General features: G+C 40.4%; 14 protein-coding genes and 1 riboswitch. Of the genes, 7 read left to right on the top strand and 7 right to left on the bottom strand.

Going from position 1 to position 16,665, the window contains the following annotated elements; genetic code table 11:
• Positions 1 to 124 precede the first annotated feature (124 nt).
• The 4 genes from NST18_RS02565 to NST18_RS02550 all read left to right on the top strand — a co-directional run bounded on the left by NST18_RS02565 (position 125) and on the right by NST18_RS02550 (position 5,772).
• Positions 125 to 1,096, top strand: a complete 972-nt coding sequence (locus NST18_RS02565) for a metal ABC transporter substrate-binding protein (protein ID WP_004888943.1) — start codon at positions 125 to 127, stop codon at positions 1,094 to 1,096.
• Positions 1,097 to 1,308: 212 nt separating this feature from the next.
• Positions 1,309 to 1,510, top strand: a riboswitch (cobalamin riboswitch).
• A gap of 110 nt (positions 1,511 to 1,620) precedes the next feature.
• Positions 1,621 to 3,900 carry a ribonucleoside-diphosphate reductase subunit alpha gene (locus NST18_RS02560; protein ID WP_035018431.1) on the top strand — a complete coding sequence of 760 codons (2,280 nt, stop codon included), beginning with the start codon at positions 1,621 to 1,623 and terminating at the stop codon, positions 3,898 to 3,900.
• Positions 3,901 to 4,289: 389 nt separating this feature from the next.
• On the top strand, positions 4,290 to 4,781 hold the full coding sequence (locus NST18_RS02555; protein WP_035018430.1) for a flavodoxin domain-containing protein: 492 nt from the start codon (positions 4,290 to 4,292) through the stop codon (positions 4,779 to 4,781).
• Positions 4,735 to 5,772, top strand: coding sequence for a ribonucleotide-diphosphate reductase subunit beta (locus tag NST18_RS02550; protein ID WP_004888939.1), 1,038 nt, complete (start codon positions 4,735 to 4,737; stop codon positions 5,770 to 5,772). The genes NST18_RS02555 and NST18_RS02550 overlap by 47 nt, the downstream gene beginning before the upstream one ends.
• A 22-nt stretch (positions 5,773 to 5,794) precedes the next feature.
• On the opposite strand, the gene NST18_RS02545 is transcribed toward NST18_RS02550, so the two are convergent.
• From NST18_RS02545 to NST18_RS02530, 4 genes are read right to left on the bottom strand one after another with little or no spacing between them, the layout of a single operon-like run.
• On the bottom strand, positions 5,795 to 7,750 hold the full coding sequence (locus NST18_RS02545) for a cytochrome D1 domain-containing protein (RefSeq protein ID WP_004888938.1): 1,956 nt from the start codon (positions 7,748 to 7,750) through the stop codon (positions 5,795 to 5,797).
• 47 nt (positions 7,751 to 7,797) lie between these two features.
• Positions 7,798 to 9,858 carry a hypothetical protein gene (locus tag NST18_RS02540; protein ID WP_064220688.1) on the bottom strand — a complete coding sequence of 687 codons (2,061 nt, stop codon included), beginning with the start codon at positions 9,856 to 9,858 and terminating at the stop codon, positions 7,798 to 7,800.
• Between the two features lie 42 nt (positions 9,859 to 9,900).
• A complete protein-coding gene (locus tag NST18_RS02535; protein ID WP_004888936.1) occupies positions 9,901 to 10,347 on the bottom strand; it encodes a hypothetical protein in 447 nt (148 codons plus the stop codon).
• 7 nt (positions 10,348 to 10,354) lie between these two features.
• Positions 10,355 to 10,654 carry a DUF2325 domain-containing protein gene (locus tag NST18_RS02530; RefSeq protein ID WP_004888935.1) on the bottom strand — a complete coding sequence of 100 codons (300 nt, stop codon included), beginning with the start codon at positions 10,652 to 10,654 and terminating at the stop codon, positions 10,355 to 10,357.
• 176 nt (positions 10,655 to 10,830) lie between these two features.
• On the opposite strand from NST18_RS02530, the gene NST18_RS02525 reads away from it, so the two are divergent.
• The 3 genes from NST18_RS02525 (at position 10,831) to cydB (ending at position 13,531) form a co-directional block, all read left to right on the top strand.
• Complete coding sequence (locus NST18_RS02525; RefSeq protein ID WP_064498957.1) at positions 10,831 to 10,986, top strand: DUF1540 domain-containing protein; 156 nt, start codon at positions 10,831 to 10,833, stop codon at positions 10,984 to 10,986.
• Between the two features lie 177 nt (positions 10,987 to 11,163).
• Complete coding sequence (locus NST18_RS02520; RefSeq protein ID WP_004888934.1) at positions 11,164 to 12,513, top strand: cytochrome ubiquinol oxidase subunit I; 1,350 nt, start codon at positions 11,164 to 11,166, stop codon at positions 12,511 to 12,513.
• Positions 12,503 to 13,531: a cytochrome d ubiquinol oxidase subunit II gene (gene cydB, locus NST18_RS02515; protein ID WP_004888933.1), complete on the top strand. Its 1,029-nt coding sequence runs from the start codon at positions 12,503 to 12,505 to the stop codon at positions 13,529 to 13,531. The genes NST18_RS02520 and cydB overlap by 11 nt, the downstream gene beginning before the upstream one ends.
• Before the next feature lie 11 nt (positions 13,532 to 13,542).
• Here cydB and NST18_RS02510 read toward each other — a convergent pair whose 3' ends face one another.
• From NST18_RS02510 to menH, 3 genes are read right to left on the bottom strand one after another with little or no spacing between them, the layout of a single operon-like run.
• Positions 13,543 to 14,973: an o-succinylbenzoate--CoA ligase gene (locus NST18_RS02510; protein ID WP_035018425.1), complete on the bottom strand. Its 1,431-nt coding sequence runs from the start codon at positions 14,971 to 14,973 to the stop codon at positions 13,543 to 13,545.
• A gap of 56 nt (positions 14,974 to 15,029) precedes the next feature.
• The gene (gene menB, locus NST18_RS02505; protein WP_004888931.1) at positions 15,030 to 15,848 is read right to left on the bottom strand and encodes a 1,4-dihydroxy-2-naphthoyl-CoA synthase; all 819 of its coding nucleotides are present in this window, start codon (positions 15,846 to 15,848) and stop codon (positions 15,030 to 15,032) included.
• Positions 15,838 to 16,665 (bottom strand): 2-succinyl-6-hydroxy-2,4-cyclohexadiene-1-carboxylate synthase, encoded by an 828-nt coding sequence (menH, locus tag NST18_RS02500; RefSeq protein ID WP_004888930.1) that lies wholly within the window; start codon positions 16,663 to 16,665, stop codon positions 15,838 to 15,840. Before menH ends, menB begins: the two co-directional genes overlap by 11 nt.

The following is a 16,665-nucleotide window of genomic DNA, read 5'->3' as shown; positions in this document are numbered from 1 at the left end:
TCCCACCATTTGTTTCTGTTTCATAGTTTTCAAATCGTAACGATTACGATATAATAAAACAGGAGTGAGAAAGATGTTATTTGACGATCAGAAACATCTTTCTTTATTTGGAAGGAGGAAGAAGATGAAGGTAAAAACCATTTTATCCATTATACTTACGAGCACACTGCTATTGTTTGGATGCTCGCAACAAGAACAGACGAATGAATCGAAGAATGAGGAAAAAAACGATCAACTTATCGTTTATACAACTGTATACCCTCTTCAAGACTTTACTGAAAAAATTGGCGGTGAGCACGTTCAAGTGGAAAGCGTATACCCTCCTGGCGTTGATGTGCACACATACGAACCGACGGCAAAAACGATGCAACAAATCGCAGATGCTGACGCTTTCATTTACATCGGTCAAGGAATGGAAGGATTTGTTGATCGCGTTGTCGAAACGCTAGAGAATGAACACGTCAAGTTCGTGGAAGCAACAGCTGGGACGGAATTTCTTCCAGCCAACGATACTCATGGAGACGAACATGCTCATGAAGATGAACACGCCCATGAAGATGAGCATGAGCACGGTGATGTAGATCCTCATGTCTGGTTAGATCCGATATATTCAATCCAAATGGCTGAAACGATTAAACAAACGTTAACGGAACTAAAACCTGAGGCAAAAAATGATTTTGAACAAAACTTTGCTTCGTTAAAACAGCAGCTTGAACAGCTCGATAGCCAGTTCCAACAATTGATAAAAGGCGCGAAAAGAAAAGAAATTCTTGTCGCTCATGCGGCTTACGGCTATTGGGAGAAACGATATGGCTTAAAACAAATAAGCGTGACTGGGCTATCGCCAACAAACGAACCGTCACAAAAGCAGCTTGCTTCGATTATTCAAATCGCCAAAGACCATGACATACACTATATCTTTTTTGAGCAAAACGTAACATCGAAAATTGCTGAAGTTGTGAAAAACGAAATCGGAGCTGATGTACTTATCCTTCACAACTTAGAAGCGCGCACAAACGATGATATTGCAAACAACAAAGACTACTTCGCAATTATGAATGACAACATCTCTGCACTAAAAAAAGCTCTACAATAAGCGATCATAACGGTCGCTTATTTTTTGTATATTTTTCCCATTCCAAATCAAACTATGAAACGACATTGTATGGAAAGGGATGAAAGATCGTCGCTATGTAGCAAAGGATGAAAAATAACGATTGCAAATGTTGAGATTTTTCGCTATAGTTTTAAACGTAAACCTTTTTCGTACAATATATTGTGATAATCGTACGAAATAATAACTATATATTGAAACCGACAAGTGAAGGTGTCCAAACGGACTTAATAGGGAATCTGGTGCGAATCCAGAACTGTCCCCGCAACTGTGTGCGCAGACGAAATGGAAATAACACCACTGTATATGTCAGCTATTTATGGCGCATATATGGGAAGGAATCCAAAGTAGGAAGAAGCGCAAGTCAGGAGACCTGCCTTCCTTGTATCGTTTCATATTCTTCGGGGATTGAGAAGATGAAACGATGGTGAAAGCATGCCTTTTTCCATCGTTTCATCCGCTCAACGAGAGCGGATTTTTTTATTTTCTAGGGGAAGGGATGTTATATGGTGTACATAAAACAACAAACAGAAGTAAATGAAGAAACGATCCGCACATTATTGTTTCATATTTTCAAAGACTTTCCACACTTATCAAGCGCGCGATACATCGAGCGTACGATACGGTCGCTGACGTATACAAAATCATACGATGACATGATGAACAAACTCATTTTAAATGCACTTGACGAAATCACCGTAGAACAACCTGATTGGACGTTTGTCGCAGCACGCCTTTATTTACAACAGCTGTACAATGAAGCAGCAACCAATCGTGGCTATGATGTATCCGACACATACCACTACTTTTATGAGTTACAAACAATGCTCGTTGATCTCGGTATTTACGATCCGTTTGTACTTGAACGATATACGAAAGAAGAACTACAAGAAGCGGGGACATGGATCGATTCGAAAAAAGACGAGCAATTTACCTATATCGGATTACGCACACTCGTTGATCGTTATTTAGCGAAAGGATATGACGGAGAAATTTATGAGTTGCCACAAGAACGCTTTTTAACCATTGCTCTTACGCTGATGGTGAATGAGCCAAAAGAAAAACGAATGGAACTTGTTAAAGAAGCGTATTGGGCATTATCGAATCAATATATGACGGTGGCTACACCAACATACGCAAACGCAGGCAAATCTTATGGCCAATTATCGAGTTGCTTTATTGATACAGTTGATGACAGCTTAATCGGCATTTATGAATCGAATACAGACATCGCTCGCCTCTCCAAAGGCGGTGGGGGAATCGGCGTCTATTTAGGAAAAATTCGGGCACGCAACTCGGATATTAAAGGATTTAAAGGCGTATCGTCTGGTGTCATCCCATGGATGCGCCAATTAAACAATACCGCTGTATCGGTTGATCAGCTTGGTACGCGACAAGGAAGTATTGCCGTCTATTTAGACGTTTGGCATAAAGACATTTTCTCTTTCTTAGACGCAAAATTAAACAACGGCGATGAACGGCAAAAATGCCATGATTTATTTTATGGCGTATGCATCCCTGATTTATTTATGGAACAAGTCGAAAAGCGGGGCGATTGGTATTTATTTGACCCACATGAAGTGAAAAAAGTGATGGGGTGGAAAGATAAAGGTGGGAATCCGCTAGGTCTTGAAGATTTTTACGATGAAGAACGAGGACATGGCTCCTTCCGCGAAAAATACGAAGAATGTATCAACCATCCAGAGTTAAGTAAAGAACGTGTACCTGCCATTGAAATTATGAAGCGCATTTTAAAATCACAATTAGAAACGGGTACACCTTATATGTTTTATCGCGACGAAGCGAATCGCATGAATCCAAATAAACATGCGGGTATGATTTATTCTAGCAATTTATGTACGGAAATTATGCAAAATATGAGCGCGACTACCGTAACAAAAGAGTATACGCAAGATGGTGAAATCATTATTCATAAAAAGCCAGGCGACTTTGTCGTTTGTAACTTATCTAGCATTCATCTCGCTCGCGCCGTACAAGACGATGTACTAGAACGATTAATTCCGATTCAAGTGCGTATGCTTGATAACGTCATCGACTTAAACGAAAATCGCATTGAAGTGTTGCAAGCGGTGATGACAAATAAAAAATATCGGGCAATCGGTCTAGGTGCATTTTCATGGCATCACTTATTAGCGTTAAAAGGAATTAAGTGGAATAGTGAAGAAAGCGTTGATTTCGCTGACAAGCTATTTGAAAAAATCGCTTATTTAACGATTCAAGCAAGCATGGAATTGGCGAAAGAAAAAGGTGCATATCCGGCGTTTGCAGGTTCTGATTGGCATACAGGGAAATATTTTGAGCTTCGCGGTTATCATTCCCACGATGAGTTAGATTGGGATGAGTTAAAGCAACAAGTGATGAGACATGGGATACGTAATGGGTATCTCATGGCGCCTGCTCCAAACGCTTCGACATCCGTTTTAGCAAACGGAACGGCGTCATGCGATCCTGTCTTCAATCGCTTATATTTTGAAGAAAAGAAAAATTATAAAATTCCTGTTACCGTTCCTGATTTAAATGCCAAAACATTTTGGTTTTACGAAAATGCCTATGAAGTGGATCAAAAGATGAGCATTCGTCAAAATGCCGCTAGACAAAAACATGTCGATCAGTCGTTAAGTTTTAATCTTTACGTATACAACACGATTAAAGCGAAAGATCTTTTGGATTTACATTTAACGGCATGGAAAGAACGGTTAAAATCGACGTATTACGTTCGCAGCACTGCCGTAACGATTGAAGAATGCGACGTTTGCTCATCGTAGGAGGAAAAAGCGTCAACAACCCAATGACTAAAGTCATGGGCTTGCAACTCCCCAGAAGTGCAAGCGGATGTTATCCTCCTTCCTTCACTTGGGGTTGCATCAGGGCAGGTTGACAACTACCCAACGACGCAGGTCATGCCTGCATCGTTACCGATTCTCTCGGTGTGTCTGTTGGCAGTACTTGACTTCCACGCACAACAGACGGACCCACGCTCGATGTTTTACGGTTACAACGCTTCCTGTAACCAACTCCATACATCGAGTAGCAGTTATTGGAGTGCCTTTGTTAAACGGTTTTCTCCACGCCTTTATTATATCATACACAAAAGAAAGGGGGAACACGCATTCCTCCCCATGCTTGAAAGCAGGGGTTTCTTGCGTGATTAATCATGAACGTTCTCATTTGCTATACATCCAAAACGGGAAACACAAAAGAAGTCGCCTTGTTAATTGAAGAAGCTTTTCGCTCATACGGACATGCGGTGAAAACGATCGATATTGAACATATATTTGCGATCGAATCGCTCATTCATGAGGCGCATCTTCTTTTATTCGGTTCATATACGTGGGGAAATGGACAACTTCCAGATGAAATGAGAAAGCTACTTCGTTTTCTTATCAAAGAACGAAATCTTCCTTTGCCTCCTGTTGCGCTGTTTGGCACAGGGGATCAAATGTGGCCATACTATTGCCGTGCTGTCGATGAAATGGAGTACCATTTGCGAAAAGTGACGACGGTGCTCGGCACGCTAAAAATTGAACAATCACCACGCGGCCATCAACAACATTTACCGACTGTATTCGTACAACAGCTACTAGAGGAGGTTGACCGTTTTGTTATTGGCGAAAGTAAAATTGCTCGAGCCGTCGCATCCAAATAAGGCAACAAGCATTATAAACGGGAAAGCAAGCGGCATTTTAAACTGGAACGATATTAAATATAGCCATTTTTACGATATATACAGAATGTTGCTCAGCAACTTTTGGACGCCGTTTGAAATTAATATGTCGGATGATATTAAACAATGGCATGAGTTAAGTGGACGGGAACGGGATGCATTTTTACACATTATCGGCTTGCTTTCAATTTTAGATTCTGTTCAACCAAATTTTATTGGGGCGATGAAAGAATACATTACCGATCCGAGCGTCAAAGCAATTTTTTCGATTATCGAACAGCAAGAAGTCGTTCATAATCAATCGTACTCGTACGTTCTTGCTTCGATCGAAAAATTATCGGAGCAACATCGTGCGTTTGAAATGGCACGAACAAATCCGCACATTTATAAGCGAAATGAACACGTCATTCGCGTATATGAAGCATTTCGCGAGCAACCAACGGTAGAGACGTTTTGCCGCGCGCTCGTCGCTTCGCTCGTCTTAGAGGGGATTAATTTTTATTCTGGGTTTGCCTTTTTTTACAATTTGGCAAGAAACCAAAAAATGCTCAAAACATCAACGATGATTAGTTATATTAATAAAGATGAGCTATGCCATAGTTACTTTATTTCTCAACTTGTACGCGCAGTGTTATGGGAAAATCCACAAATTGATGAAAATGGAGCGTTTTCTGCGTGGATATATGACTATATCGACGAAGCCATTCGTTACGAAACAGAATGGTCGCGCTTTGTGTTGCGCGATATTGATGGCATTGACGTTATCGAAATGGAAAAATATATTGAATACCTTGGAAATAAGCGATTGCGGATGCTTGGGTTAGACGATCGATACGATGCTGATGAAAATTGTATGCCTTGGATTCGTGTCTTTAGCGATGAAAATGTGAATTTAGGCAAAACCGACTTTTTCGAGGCGCGTCCACGTTCATACACAAAAACAACAGATATGAATGGGTTTGATGAATTGTAAAAAGGTGGGGATCCCCACCTTTTTACTCTAATGATCGTACATATGCCGCAATTTGCTTTATTTCTTCTTCGCTAAGCTGCTCTACTTCCTTTATCTGGTGACGTACAATAGCTTCTTCAATCGTGCTTGCGCTTCCGTCATGTAAATACGGGGCAGTCGCCCACACTCCACGCAATGTAGGAGTATCCCACTGCTTCGGAGTTCGAGGATTTTTAAATTGCGCACGTGCATCCCCGGACGATGAGCGATCGAGTACATTTTCTGTTCCGATATCGTGCAAAAACGATATTTGACCTGTTGTGAGCTGCCCATTGTTATCCACTGCTTTTACACTATCCGTAAAATACTTTCCTCCATGACAAGTGAGGCAGTTCCCCTTTCCAAAAAACAGCTGCTCCCCTTTTTTTGCTATATGTGTTAAACTTCCATCTTTCTCTCGATAAGGGCTCTTTGGAACAGGAAATGAACTTGGATCATCCAAATATGCAAATAGCGCATCAAACATATGTTGCACATCAGGCGGTAACGGTTTACTTGGATCGTATTGCAACATCCCGCCCATCTCCCCTTGGACTGTATGAATATAGTCAGTAAAATCATCACGCGATCCGTCCCACATAAATAATCCTGTCTTCGTTGTTAATATGTTGCTTGGCACATTTCTTGGTCCTTTCGGTGTCATAAGCGTCAAGCCATTTATATCTCCGTCGCTATGACAAGATGCACAACTCATCCAATTATTTTTTGTTATCTCCGCTGCATATTCATCGCTATTTGCACTATAAAATATCTTTTTTCCTTCTCTTACAAGCGGTGGTAACGAATCTTGCGAAATTAGAGAAATATTTTTACCTATTTGTTTTGCTTTTGCATATGCTTGTTCACCGCCTGTTTTTACAATGGCAAGTTCATGACTCATCGCTTGATGAATATAAAGTGTTTCGCCATCCGGGGAAATGACAATTCCTCTCGGATTATCTCCTTGAATTCTGCGCAATACTTGCGTAGCATTTCCTCCACGGGCAAGGTCAAAAACGACAAGATCTTCACTGCCAGACATAATGGCATATGCTTTTTTTCCGTTTGGATGAAATGCTATATCGTACGGATTCGACACAATCATTGTTTCATTGTTTACATCTGTGACGTTGATTTCTTCAAATAATTCTTTTCTTTCATCTAACACTTCTTCATCAATATCTAAACGAATGACAGAAATAGCCGGAAAAATCGTCTCTTCAAAATGAATAGGTGTATCAACATTTGTTAATAAATGTGGCACGTATGCTTTTTTTCCATCAGGTGCAATAACAAACTGCTCTAACGTATTTGGGATGCCCTGACTTTTTTTTCGATCTTCTTGATCGGGTGAAGGTGCCAATGAAATTTGTTTAACGACTTTTTCTTTTTTTGTATCAATGACTGTAATTTTCCCTTGCAAATAATGTGGGACATATAGCTTTTTACCATCTGCCGTAATTGTAACCGTTCGAGGACGATCACCTACTCGAATGTCTTTTTTCACTTTTCCTGATTGCAAATCGACAATAGATAATGTGCCCGAACGGTAGTTAGCGACATATAACCATCGACCGTCTTGGCTCGTCACAAGGCCAAACGGTTCAATCCCTGTTTGAATATGCCCAATGACTCTTTGCTTTTTTAACGAAATAATATCAACTCGGTGGTCATACATACAGGACACATATAAAAATTGTTCATCAGGACTTAATGTTAATTGCCGTGGCTCCCGTCCAACAGCAATTTCCGCCTTCTTCTTTTTTGTTTTCACATCGATAATTGTTACAGTAGGTACGTCTATATTTGCAACATACAATTCATCTCCCGCTCGATTCATAACAATATTGTTGCTGTTTACTGCCACATCGCGAATCACTGTTTGTTTAGACATAAATACCGGTTGCTTAGCGCACGAAGCGAGAAAAAAAACAAAAAGAACTATGGCTAATTTTTTCATACTCATCCCCCACGCAGAAAAGGCGCCCGGTTCAGACGGTCCGCCTTTTACTTTTCTTTTACTTCAACATTCACAAGAATAGGAGCAATACCATACGGGCCATCTCCAGCTTGAACTTGTGGCACGTGATCTTTATCTGTGTTGCCAGATTGGTCGTCTTTTTTATACACATCCCCTGTATCCCAAAACTCACTTGCTTGCATTCCTTCTTTTATGCTCGGTCCATCGATGATGAGATTGTAAAAATCTACATATCGGGAAATAATTGTTTCGCGATCAAGCTCTTTTGGTTGTTGTTCATCTTGATCTATGTTGTTTAATTGGTTTATGGCTAAACGGAATATACTAGAAAGAGCGCCAGCCACAAACGGATCATATTTCATTTCACCTTTTGCCGTTTGATAAACATGCAATTTCTGATCCCAAAAATATCGATCCATGGCAACATAAATATTTCGTGCAGCTTCACGGTACTTCTCTTCTTTTGTAGCCAAAAAGGCTGCCGTTAACCCACGAATCGCTCCAAGTTGAGAAAGTAGCGTTGGTTCTGATTTATCTATCCCTTCTCCAATTGTAAACCCATTTGCGACAAGTCCATCTTCTCTTATTAATTTTTCAATGATGAAATCTGCTTGTTTATGAATAAGCTCGAGCGCTCGTTTTCCTTCCGCCGTATGCAAACCTTCTGCTTCTTCTCCATTCGCATAGCCAACTGGCAAACCGTCAATTGCTCGTTGAAAAATACGAAGTGCTTCCATCGTATAACCAGCATCAAACGTGTTCATATACTTCCCTTGCTCAGTTCCGCTATGTTCTTCAACAAATATACCTAATTCATCATTGAAATGCATCGCATCAACGTTTTTAAAAACAGTCAGTAAAATATCTCGATTCACCGAATACGGATCGTCACTTTGTACATCATTATGAACATTTTCATCGATATTTTCATTTGGTGCTTTTGGATAAGGTTGACCATCAAAAACAGCTAAAAAGGCGGGATTTTGATTTTTGTTAGCCTCGCGCTGATCGGTCATACCAAAAAATTCAGCCGCTGGCCATAACATAAGCCATTGGTCTTTCAAAAAGCTACGTTTATCTTTCAAAATGAGTTGTTGAGCATCAGGTGCTTGATCATCTCCATTTTCAACAACTTCAACTTGATGTGGCAAATATACAAACCCTTTTTCCGGCTCATAAGTTCCCTTGTTCAATGAAGTAAGCTTGTCATTTTTTGCATCATAAAATAAATGGTCACGAATAAACAACAACTTATTCCATATTTGCTCAGTTAAAATCATTCCTTGCATTCCATCAGCCGAACTAACTCCTAATGCAATATTTGAATGCTGATCATCATTTGCCGTTTTTGCCTCTATTTCCTCGTCTTTATCAACCGTATGGAACGCACTTAAAAAGTCACCAGCCCATAAAGCTTGTTTTAAAAACGTTGCCCCGTAAGCTGCAGGAACAAGCATTTTATTCATTTTTTCACGAGCCCATCGCAACGTTTGAAAATCTACTTGGTACACTGGGACGTACGTACCGTCATCATTTTCTGCATATACGTCTGTATCCACTTGTTGTATGTAATGTGGATCCCCACTTTCATACTCAATTAATGTAGGAAACATATTGCGAAATATTTCTTCGCGTGGATATCCAACTTGATCAGCAAGTAAATAAAAACGTTCAGCTAATACTTCATGACTTTCTTTTCCGCTTTGTTTCGCTAATTTTTTTGCTATAGGACCGTGAATAAGATGCAAACCGAGCCCTGACTTTTCCGTTACCTCATACATGGCTTCCTCAGAATACTCGTAAGACTCTACACCTGCAATATAATCAAATTCGGTCGGTTCATTTATTTTTCGAACATCCAACAAATCTAAATCTAATCCTAACCCTTCTGCTAAAGGTTCACCAGACAGCTCAAACTCTGAATACGCAAACATATTTCCTGCGGTTCGAAACGTATAATCTGTCACAGGAACTTGGATAGTTTTTTTTGTCTCTTCTTTCTTTTTTATCGTTTGTTCAGCACAGCCGCTAACAACTAGCGACGATGATAAAGCAATGGCTGAACCGATTTTGATCCATTTCCCCATACTTCCCTCTCCCTAAAACTGAAATTCATTATCATTATACATTTATGATACTTGATGCACATGTCTTGTCAAGCAAAAATGTATGACACGATTCTCTGACATATGGTAAATATAAACTTTTTCTGGTTTTACTTTAAAATGATTTTCAAACATGCGCATTGCTTTTGAAAGCGAAATTGCATCAACTATAAAAATGTTCATACATGATGGGACAACGCATGTGTCAGACGTACATGATGTAGTAACAAAAGCATCATGAGCATCTAATATGTGAACAAACGACTGATCGTTCGCAACAAAGCGAAGCAAGTAATCTGTCATTTGTGCAATCATTTTATAATATGTAACGGGAGAATCAAAAGAAGCGATCGAAAACGATGATGTTGCCCGTTCAATTCCTTTTAGCAACGTAAGCGATGAACGATGAGGTGGAGATATGTTGTAATGATAAGCTAACACTTCATTCATAAACGATTGCCACAATGTCATCTCCCCCTTAATTCACTTGTTTCAATTCCTCCATTTGTTGAATAACGAATTGAATGGAACTCCATGAACGCTTTACAAAATAGATAGGCTTATGTTGATCCTTCGCTTTTTGCTTAATGACTTTCGCTAAATTATGGTTAATATAATCTGTCATGACAAATACGATATCGACATGCTCTGGAATTTGTCGTTTCACCATGTTCACTTTGCGGCCATCTAAATGAATAATCTCCTTAAATCCTGAGTTTTTTAATTTATCGGTAATGTTTCCTAAATGATCAGCACCAACAACTAATAATGACGACATATAACTCCCTCCGATTTTTTGTTTTATGTTACACAATTCCATTCTAATTGAGAATGATTATCTATGTCAACATTTAATCATAAAAAATTCCCCTTGTTTTTGCTCATTTTTTCATGTTATGTGTCGCTAATCTTTTGTCTACACTAACAACAGCATAAGGAAAGGAGGGAACAATCATGGCCAAAGATGTACTTTGTGAAGTGCAAAACTGTCAGTTTTGGTCACAAGGCAATCGATGTAGTGCAGAAGCTATCTATGTCGTAAGCCATGCTGGCCCAACAGCAGCAAGTTCGACTGAAACAGACTGTAAAACGTTCCAACCAAACAGGTGACACCCCCACTTGCTTACGGCAAGGGGTTTTCCAATTTTTACATGTTAAAAACAATGAATAGACATATTTTTTTAAAATTATCGCCACAGTTTTGCAACATTTCCCTCACCTCTTCTTCACGTATTGAGGTTACTCTTATACGTAGTAAAAAACATTTTGTATGTTGGAGGGGGACTTATGAGCGATGTACTTTTGTTAAGCCGTTTTCAATTTGCCATTACGGTTTTTTATCATTTTTTATTCGTCCCGTTGACCATTGGTCTTATTGTTTTAATTGCATGGATGGAAACACAACATGTGCGAACAAAAAATCCGCTTTATCGACAAATGGCAGATTTTTGGGGGAAATTGTTTGCTATCAACTTCGTCCTTGGCGTAGTCACAGGCATTACGATGGAATTTCAATTTGGTACAAACTGGTCTGAGTATTCGAAATATATGGGGGATATTTTCGGATCTCCGCTCGCCATTGAAGCGCTCGTTGCTTTCTTTTTAGAATCAACATTTATGGGCATTTGGCTATTTGGGAAGGATAAAATTTCACCAAAACTTCGTGCGTTTTCGATTTGGATGGTTGCGCTTGGTACAAACATTTCAGCACTTTGGATTATTACAGCAAACGGGTTTATGCAAAATCCGGTCGGGTATATTGAGAGAAACGGTCGCATCGAACTACAAAACTTTTGGGAAGTTGTGACGAATCCATATGCTTGGCATATGTTCGTTCATACCGTCGTCAGCTGTTATATCGTTGGAGCGTTTTTTGTGATGGCTGTTAGCGCATGGCATTTGTTGCGTAAGCAGCATGTCGTATTTTTCGAAAAATCGTTTAAGTATGCACTTATTCTAGGTCTTATCGCGACAACAGCAACACCATTTATCGGTCATAAATCAGCATCGTTTGCGGCAAAGATGCAGCCTGCTAAAGGAGCAGCACTAGAAGCTGTTTGGGAAACGAAAGAGGGGTTACCTTTTCATATTATTCAAATTCCGGATCCAAAAAACGAACGAAATATCGTTGAATTTTTAACGATTCCGAAGCTCGGAAGTTACTTTTATACGCATTCGTTTGATGGAAAAGTCGTTGGATTTGATCAAATTCCGAAAGACGAACGACCGAACGTCAATATTGTGTTTTACTCATTTCGATTAATGGTCGCACTCGGACTATATTTCGTCGCTTTATGTTGGTATGGGTTTTACTTGTATCGTAAAAATAAATTAATTGAATCAAAACGCTTCTTAAAGGTAGTCATGTATTCCGTTTTGTTACCGTACGTTGCGATCAATGCTGGCTGGGTCGTTGCGGAAGTCGGACGTCAACCATGGACGGTGTATGGCTTAATGCGCACAGCCGAAGCGGTATCGCCAATCTCGCTTTCACAAATCATATTCTCACTTGTCAGCCTCGTATTGTTTTATACGATTTTGCTTATTGCTGACGTGTACTTAATGTTGAAATATGCGAAAAAAGGTCCATACACATCCGCGGCTACGAAAGGTGGGGAAATGCAACATGTCTTATGAAATAGTTGCGATCATTTGGTTTGGTCTATGGGGACTTATTTGGACGATATACTTTGTATTAGATGGATATACGCTCGGGACGGGCATGTTGTTTCCGTTTTTAGCGAGAAACCGTCAAGAGCGAAATCAACTACAAGAAGCGGTTGGACCGTTTTGGGGTGGCAATGAAGTATGGTTAATTACAGCGGGCGGAGCTACATTTGCTGCATTTCCTGCTGTTTATGCTGACTTATTTAGCTTCTTATATACGCCGATGATGCTCATTTTATTCGCGCTCTTTTTCCGTGCTGCTGGATTGGAATTTATGCATAAAGACGATGCACCGCTTTGGCAAAAAAGTTGGAAATGGGCATTTACAATTAGCAGTTTTGCTTTAGCACTTTTATTTGGCGTTGCCTTTGCGAATTTGTTTTACGGCTTAAAAATTGGCCCATCTGGATATGAAGGAACGTTTTTTAGTTTACTTCATCCGTACGGTTTGTTAGGCGGATTATTGTTTATCAGTTTATTTATCGTCTCTGGTGCTCTCTGGGTCATGCTAAAAACGGTTGGAGAGGTAGCGGAGCGAGCGTATGCAGTCGCTCGCCCTGCTGCTATTGTTGCAACGGTCATATTATCCCTTTTCTTCGTTGCAACAAGTAATCGGACACCTTTGTTTCACAACTTTACAAAAGCATCAATTCTTTGGGTCGTTCCAGCGCTTACTTTCGTATGTGCATTACTGATGTTATTGTTCGTTTGGCAAAAACGAATTGGACTTGCATTTACGAACATTTGCTTGACGATTTTCACACTTATGGCAACTGGTTTTATCGGCATGTTCCCAAATATGCTTCCTTCCCGCATCAACGATGAATATAGCACAACGCTTTTTGAAGCAGCAGGAAGCGAATTGAACTTAAAAATTATGCTCGGCGTCGCCATCGTTATGGTACCGATCGTCGTAGGCTATCAACTTTGGAGTTATAAACTGTTTAAAGAAAAAATTACGAAAGAAACAGCGAAAGGATATCAATAAGAGGAGGCTTTTTACGCCTCCTCGACCCATTTTTTTAGCTTATGGCGCATCAGTTTGTTTGTAGCATTGCGCGGCAAATGATCAACAATGTAAATTCGCTTTGGCACTTTATATTTAGCCAATTTACTCATACAAAACAACTTTAATTGTTCTTCCGTTGCTGTCCCATCATATAATACAACAAATGCATGTGGCACTTGTCCCCACGTTTCATCAGCAACTCCAATGACGCCTGCTTCTTTTACTGCCTTATGTTCCAAAAGTACCGCCTCAATTTCGGCAGGATATACATTTTCTCCACCAGAAATAATTAAATCTGAACGACGGTCAAGCACATATAAAAATCCTTCTTCATCCATATATCCAATATCTCCGGTATATAACCAACCATCTTTTAAAACCGCATTCGTTTCCTTTTCGTTTTGCCAATACCCTTTCATGACGCTCGGACCTTTGACAACAATCTCTCCTACTTCATTGGCATTCAGCTGGTGTCCGTCTTTTTCAATGCGAATACCCATATGAAACAGCGGCTTTCCTGCTGAGCCATGTTTATGACGAGCATCTGGAGATAATGTAGCCACTTGGGAAGCGGTTTCTGTCATACCATATGTTTGATATACAGGTATATTCCAATTAGCACACGAATGCAATAACGGTTGCGAAACAGGTCCTCCTCCAACGAGCATACAACGAAATGACGGAGGGTACGGCTGCTTGAGTTGCTGAATTATTTGTTGCACCATGGTGCTGACAGCGGACATCATCGTAACTTTCCCTTGCAAAATAAGCTCATTGCTACGTTTCGCGTCAAATGATGACATAATATAAACACTCATGCCATAAATGACGCTCCTCATTAAAATCGACAAACCACTAACATGAAAAAAAGGAACAGCGGCAAGCCAACAATCATTTTCATGCAAGCCAAGATTTAAAGCGGAACCAATCGCACTCCACCAATGATTCCCATATGTTTGCATAACCCCTTTTGGCTTTCCTGTCGTCCCTGATGTATACATAATGGTTGCTACATCATCAAGATGGTACATCGTTTGCCATTCTCCATCTCGTTCTCGGAGTTTTATAAATTCATTCCACTCAATCACTCGTTCGTCTGGAAATGGCGCATCACAAATGACGAAACGCGCCCCACTATGATCCAACTGCCACTTTATTTCTTCTATCGACAAGCGTACGTTTTGTAACAAAACAATCGCTCCAATATAATGAAGCGCATGAATGACTTCGACCATATGTATACTATTTTTCATTAAGATAGCTACAATGTCGCCTTTTTTTACACCGAGATAAACAAATTGCCTTGCCCGTTTTACTGTCCGATCATGAAGTTCCGCAAATGAAATCGATTGTGTGTCGTCGTATAACGCTACACGATTCGGAGTTAAATGTGCACGTTGACGTAACCAATTTGGAATCATGTTCACACCACCTTCAAAAAAACAGCTTGATGTATGCACATCAAGCTGTTTTATTTTTATGGAAAACGCGGGAACTGCTTGAAGTCCGGTTTTCTCTTTTCTTTAAATGCATCGCGTCCTTCCTTAGCTTCATCCGTTGTATAGTAAAGAAGCGTTGCATCTCCAGCAAGTTGTTGAATGCCTGCCAATCCATCAGTATCAGCGTTGAACGCAGCTTTTAAGAAGCGAATAGCTGTCGGGCTTTTTTCTAAAATTTCTTCCGCCCATCTCACCGTTTCTTCCTCTAACTGTTCAAGCGGAACAACTTTATTCACTAGTCCCATTTCTAGCGCCTCTTGGGCATTGTATTGGCGACATAAATACCAAATTTCACGCGCTTTTTTATGACCGACAATGCGCGCTAAATAACCGGCTCCATATCCTCCATCAAAGCTACCGACTTTCGGACCTGTTTGACCAAAAATCGCGTTATCTGCTGCAATCGTTAAGTCACAAACGACATGTAGCACGTGACCACCGCCGATCGCATAACCTGCAACCATCGCAATAACCGGCTTCGGAATAACACGAATTAAACGTTGCAAATCTAATACGTTTAAGCGCGGAATTTGATCATCCCCCACATATCCACCATGTCCACGCACTTTTTGGTCGCCACCCGAACAAAACGCTTTGCCGCCTGCACCTGTTAAAATGATGACACCAATATTAGAGTCGTCACGTGCATATGCAAACGCATCAATTAATTCCATTACTGTTTTTGGACGAAACGCATTATGTACTTCAGGACGATTAATTGTGATTTTTGCAATGCCGTTATACGTTTCGTACAAAATATCTTCATATTCCCTCTCTTTTATCCATTCAATCGCCATGCAATAAACCTCCTCTTAGCACAAATTGTTGAACAAGCGTACCAAACCGCTCACGCTGCTCCATATGCACAACGTGTCCAGCTTGCGGAACGGCAATGAGCGTTCCGTTTGGTAATAATTGTACCATTTCTGACGCAATTCGACAAAACTTTTCATCATCTTCTCCACAAATCAACAATGTCGGCATCGTCAATTGATGCAACGCTCCCCACCAAGAAGGTTGCGCTCCTGTCCCCATGCCGCGCAAACTATTGGCTAATCCGACAACCGTATGCTGTAACCGCTCTTCTCGTAACTGCTTTTGCACATCCTTTGGCAATCGTTGAAGCGAAGAAAACAACGGAATTTTCTCCCATTGATCAACAAACGATGCAACCCCATGTTGTTCAATAAACTGCGCTAATCGTTCATCTTCTTCACACCGCTTTATTCGCTCTTCTTCCGTTTTTAATCCCGGGGAACTACTTTCTAATATTAATGTTTGAACGTACTGCGGATAACGAATCGCAAACGTTAACGCAAGCCGCCCCCCCATTGAATATCCAAGCACATGAGCTTTTTTTATTCCTAATCGATCAAACAACATCGCAATATCTTTCGCCACCGTTTCAATATCGTAGCGCTGTATAGCAGCTGGAGCATCCGTTCGTCCGTGGCCAAGAATGTCAATGGCGATGCACTGTATATGTTGGCTCCAAGTTGAAATAAACGGATGCCACGTTTGACAGCTGCCTGTAAATCCGTGTAGTAACAACAGCGGTTGTCCATTACCGTACATTTCCACATAATACGTTTGTCCTCGAACGACAAACTTCAT

The sequence above is a fragment of the Anoxybacillus sp. FSL W8-0104 genome, from assembly GCF_038004465.1.
Classification (GTDB): domain Bacteria; phylum Bacillota; class Bacilli; order Bacillales; family Anoxybacillaceae; genus Anoxybacillus; species Anoxybacillus flavithermus_G.
The sequence above is the reverse complement of the archived record's forward strand: the minus strand, read 5'-3'. Positions and strand labels throughout refer to the sequence as shown.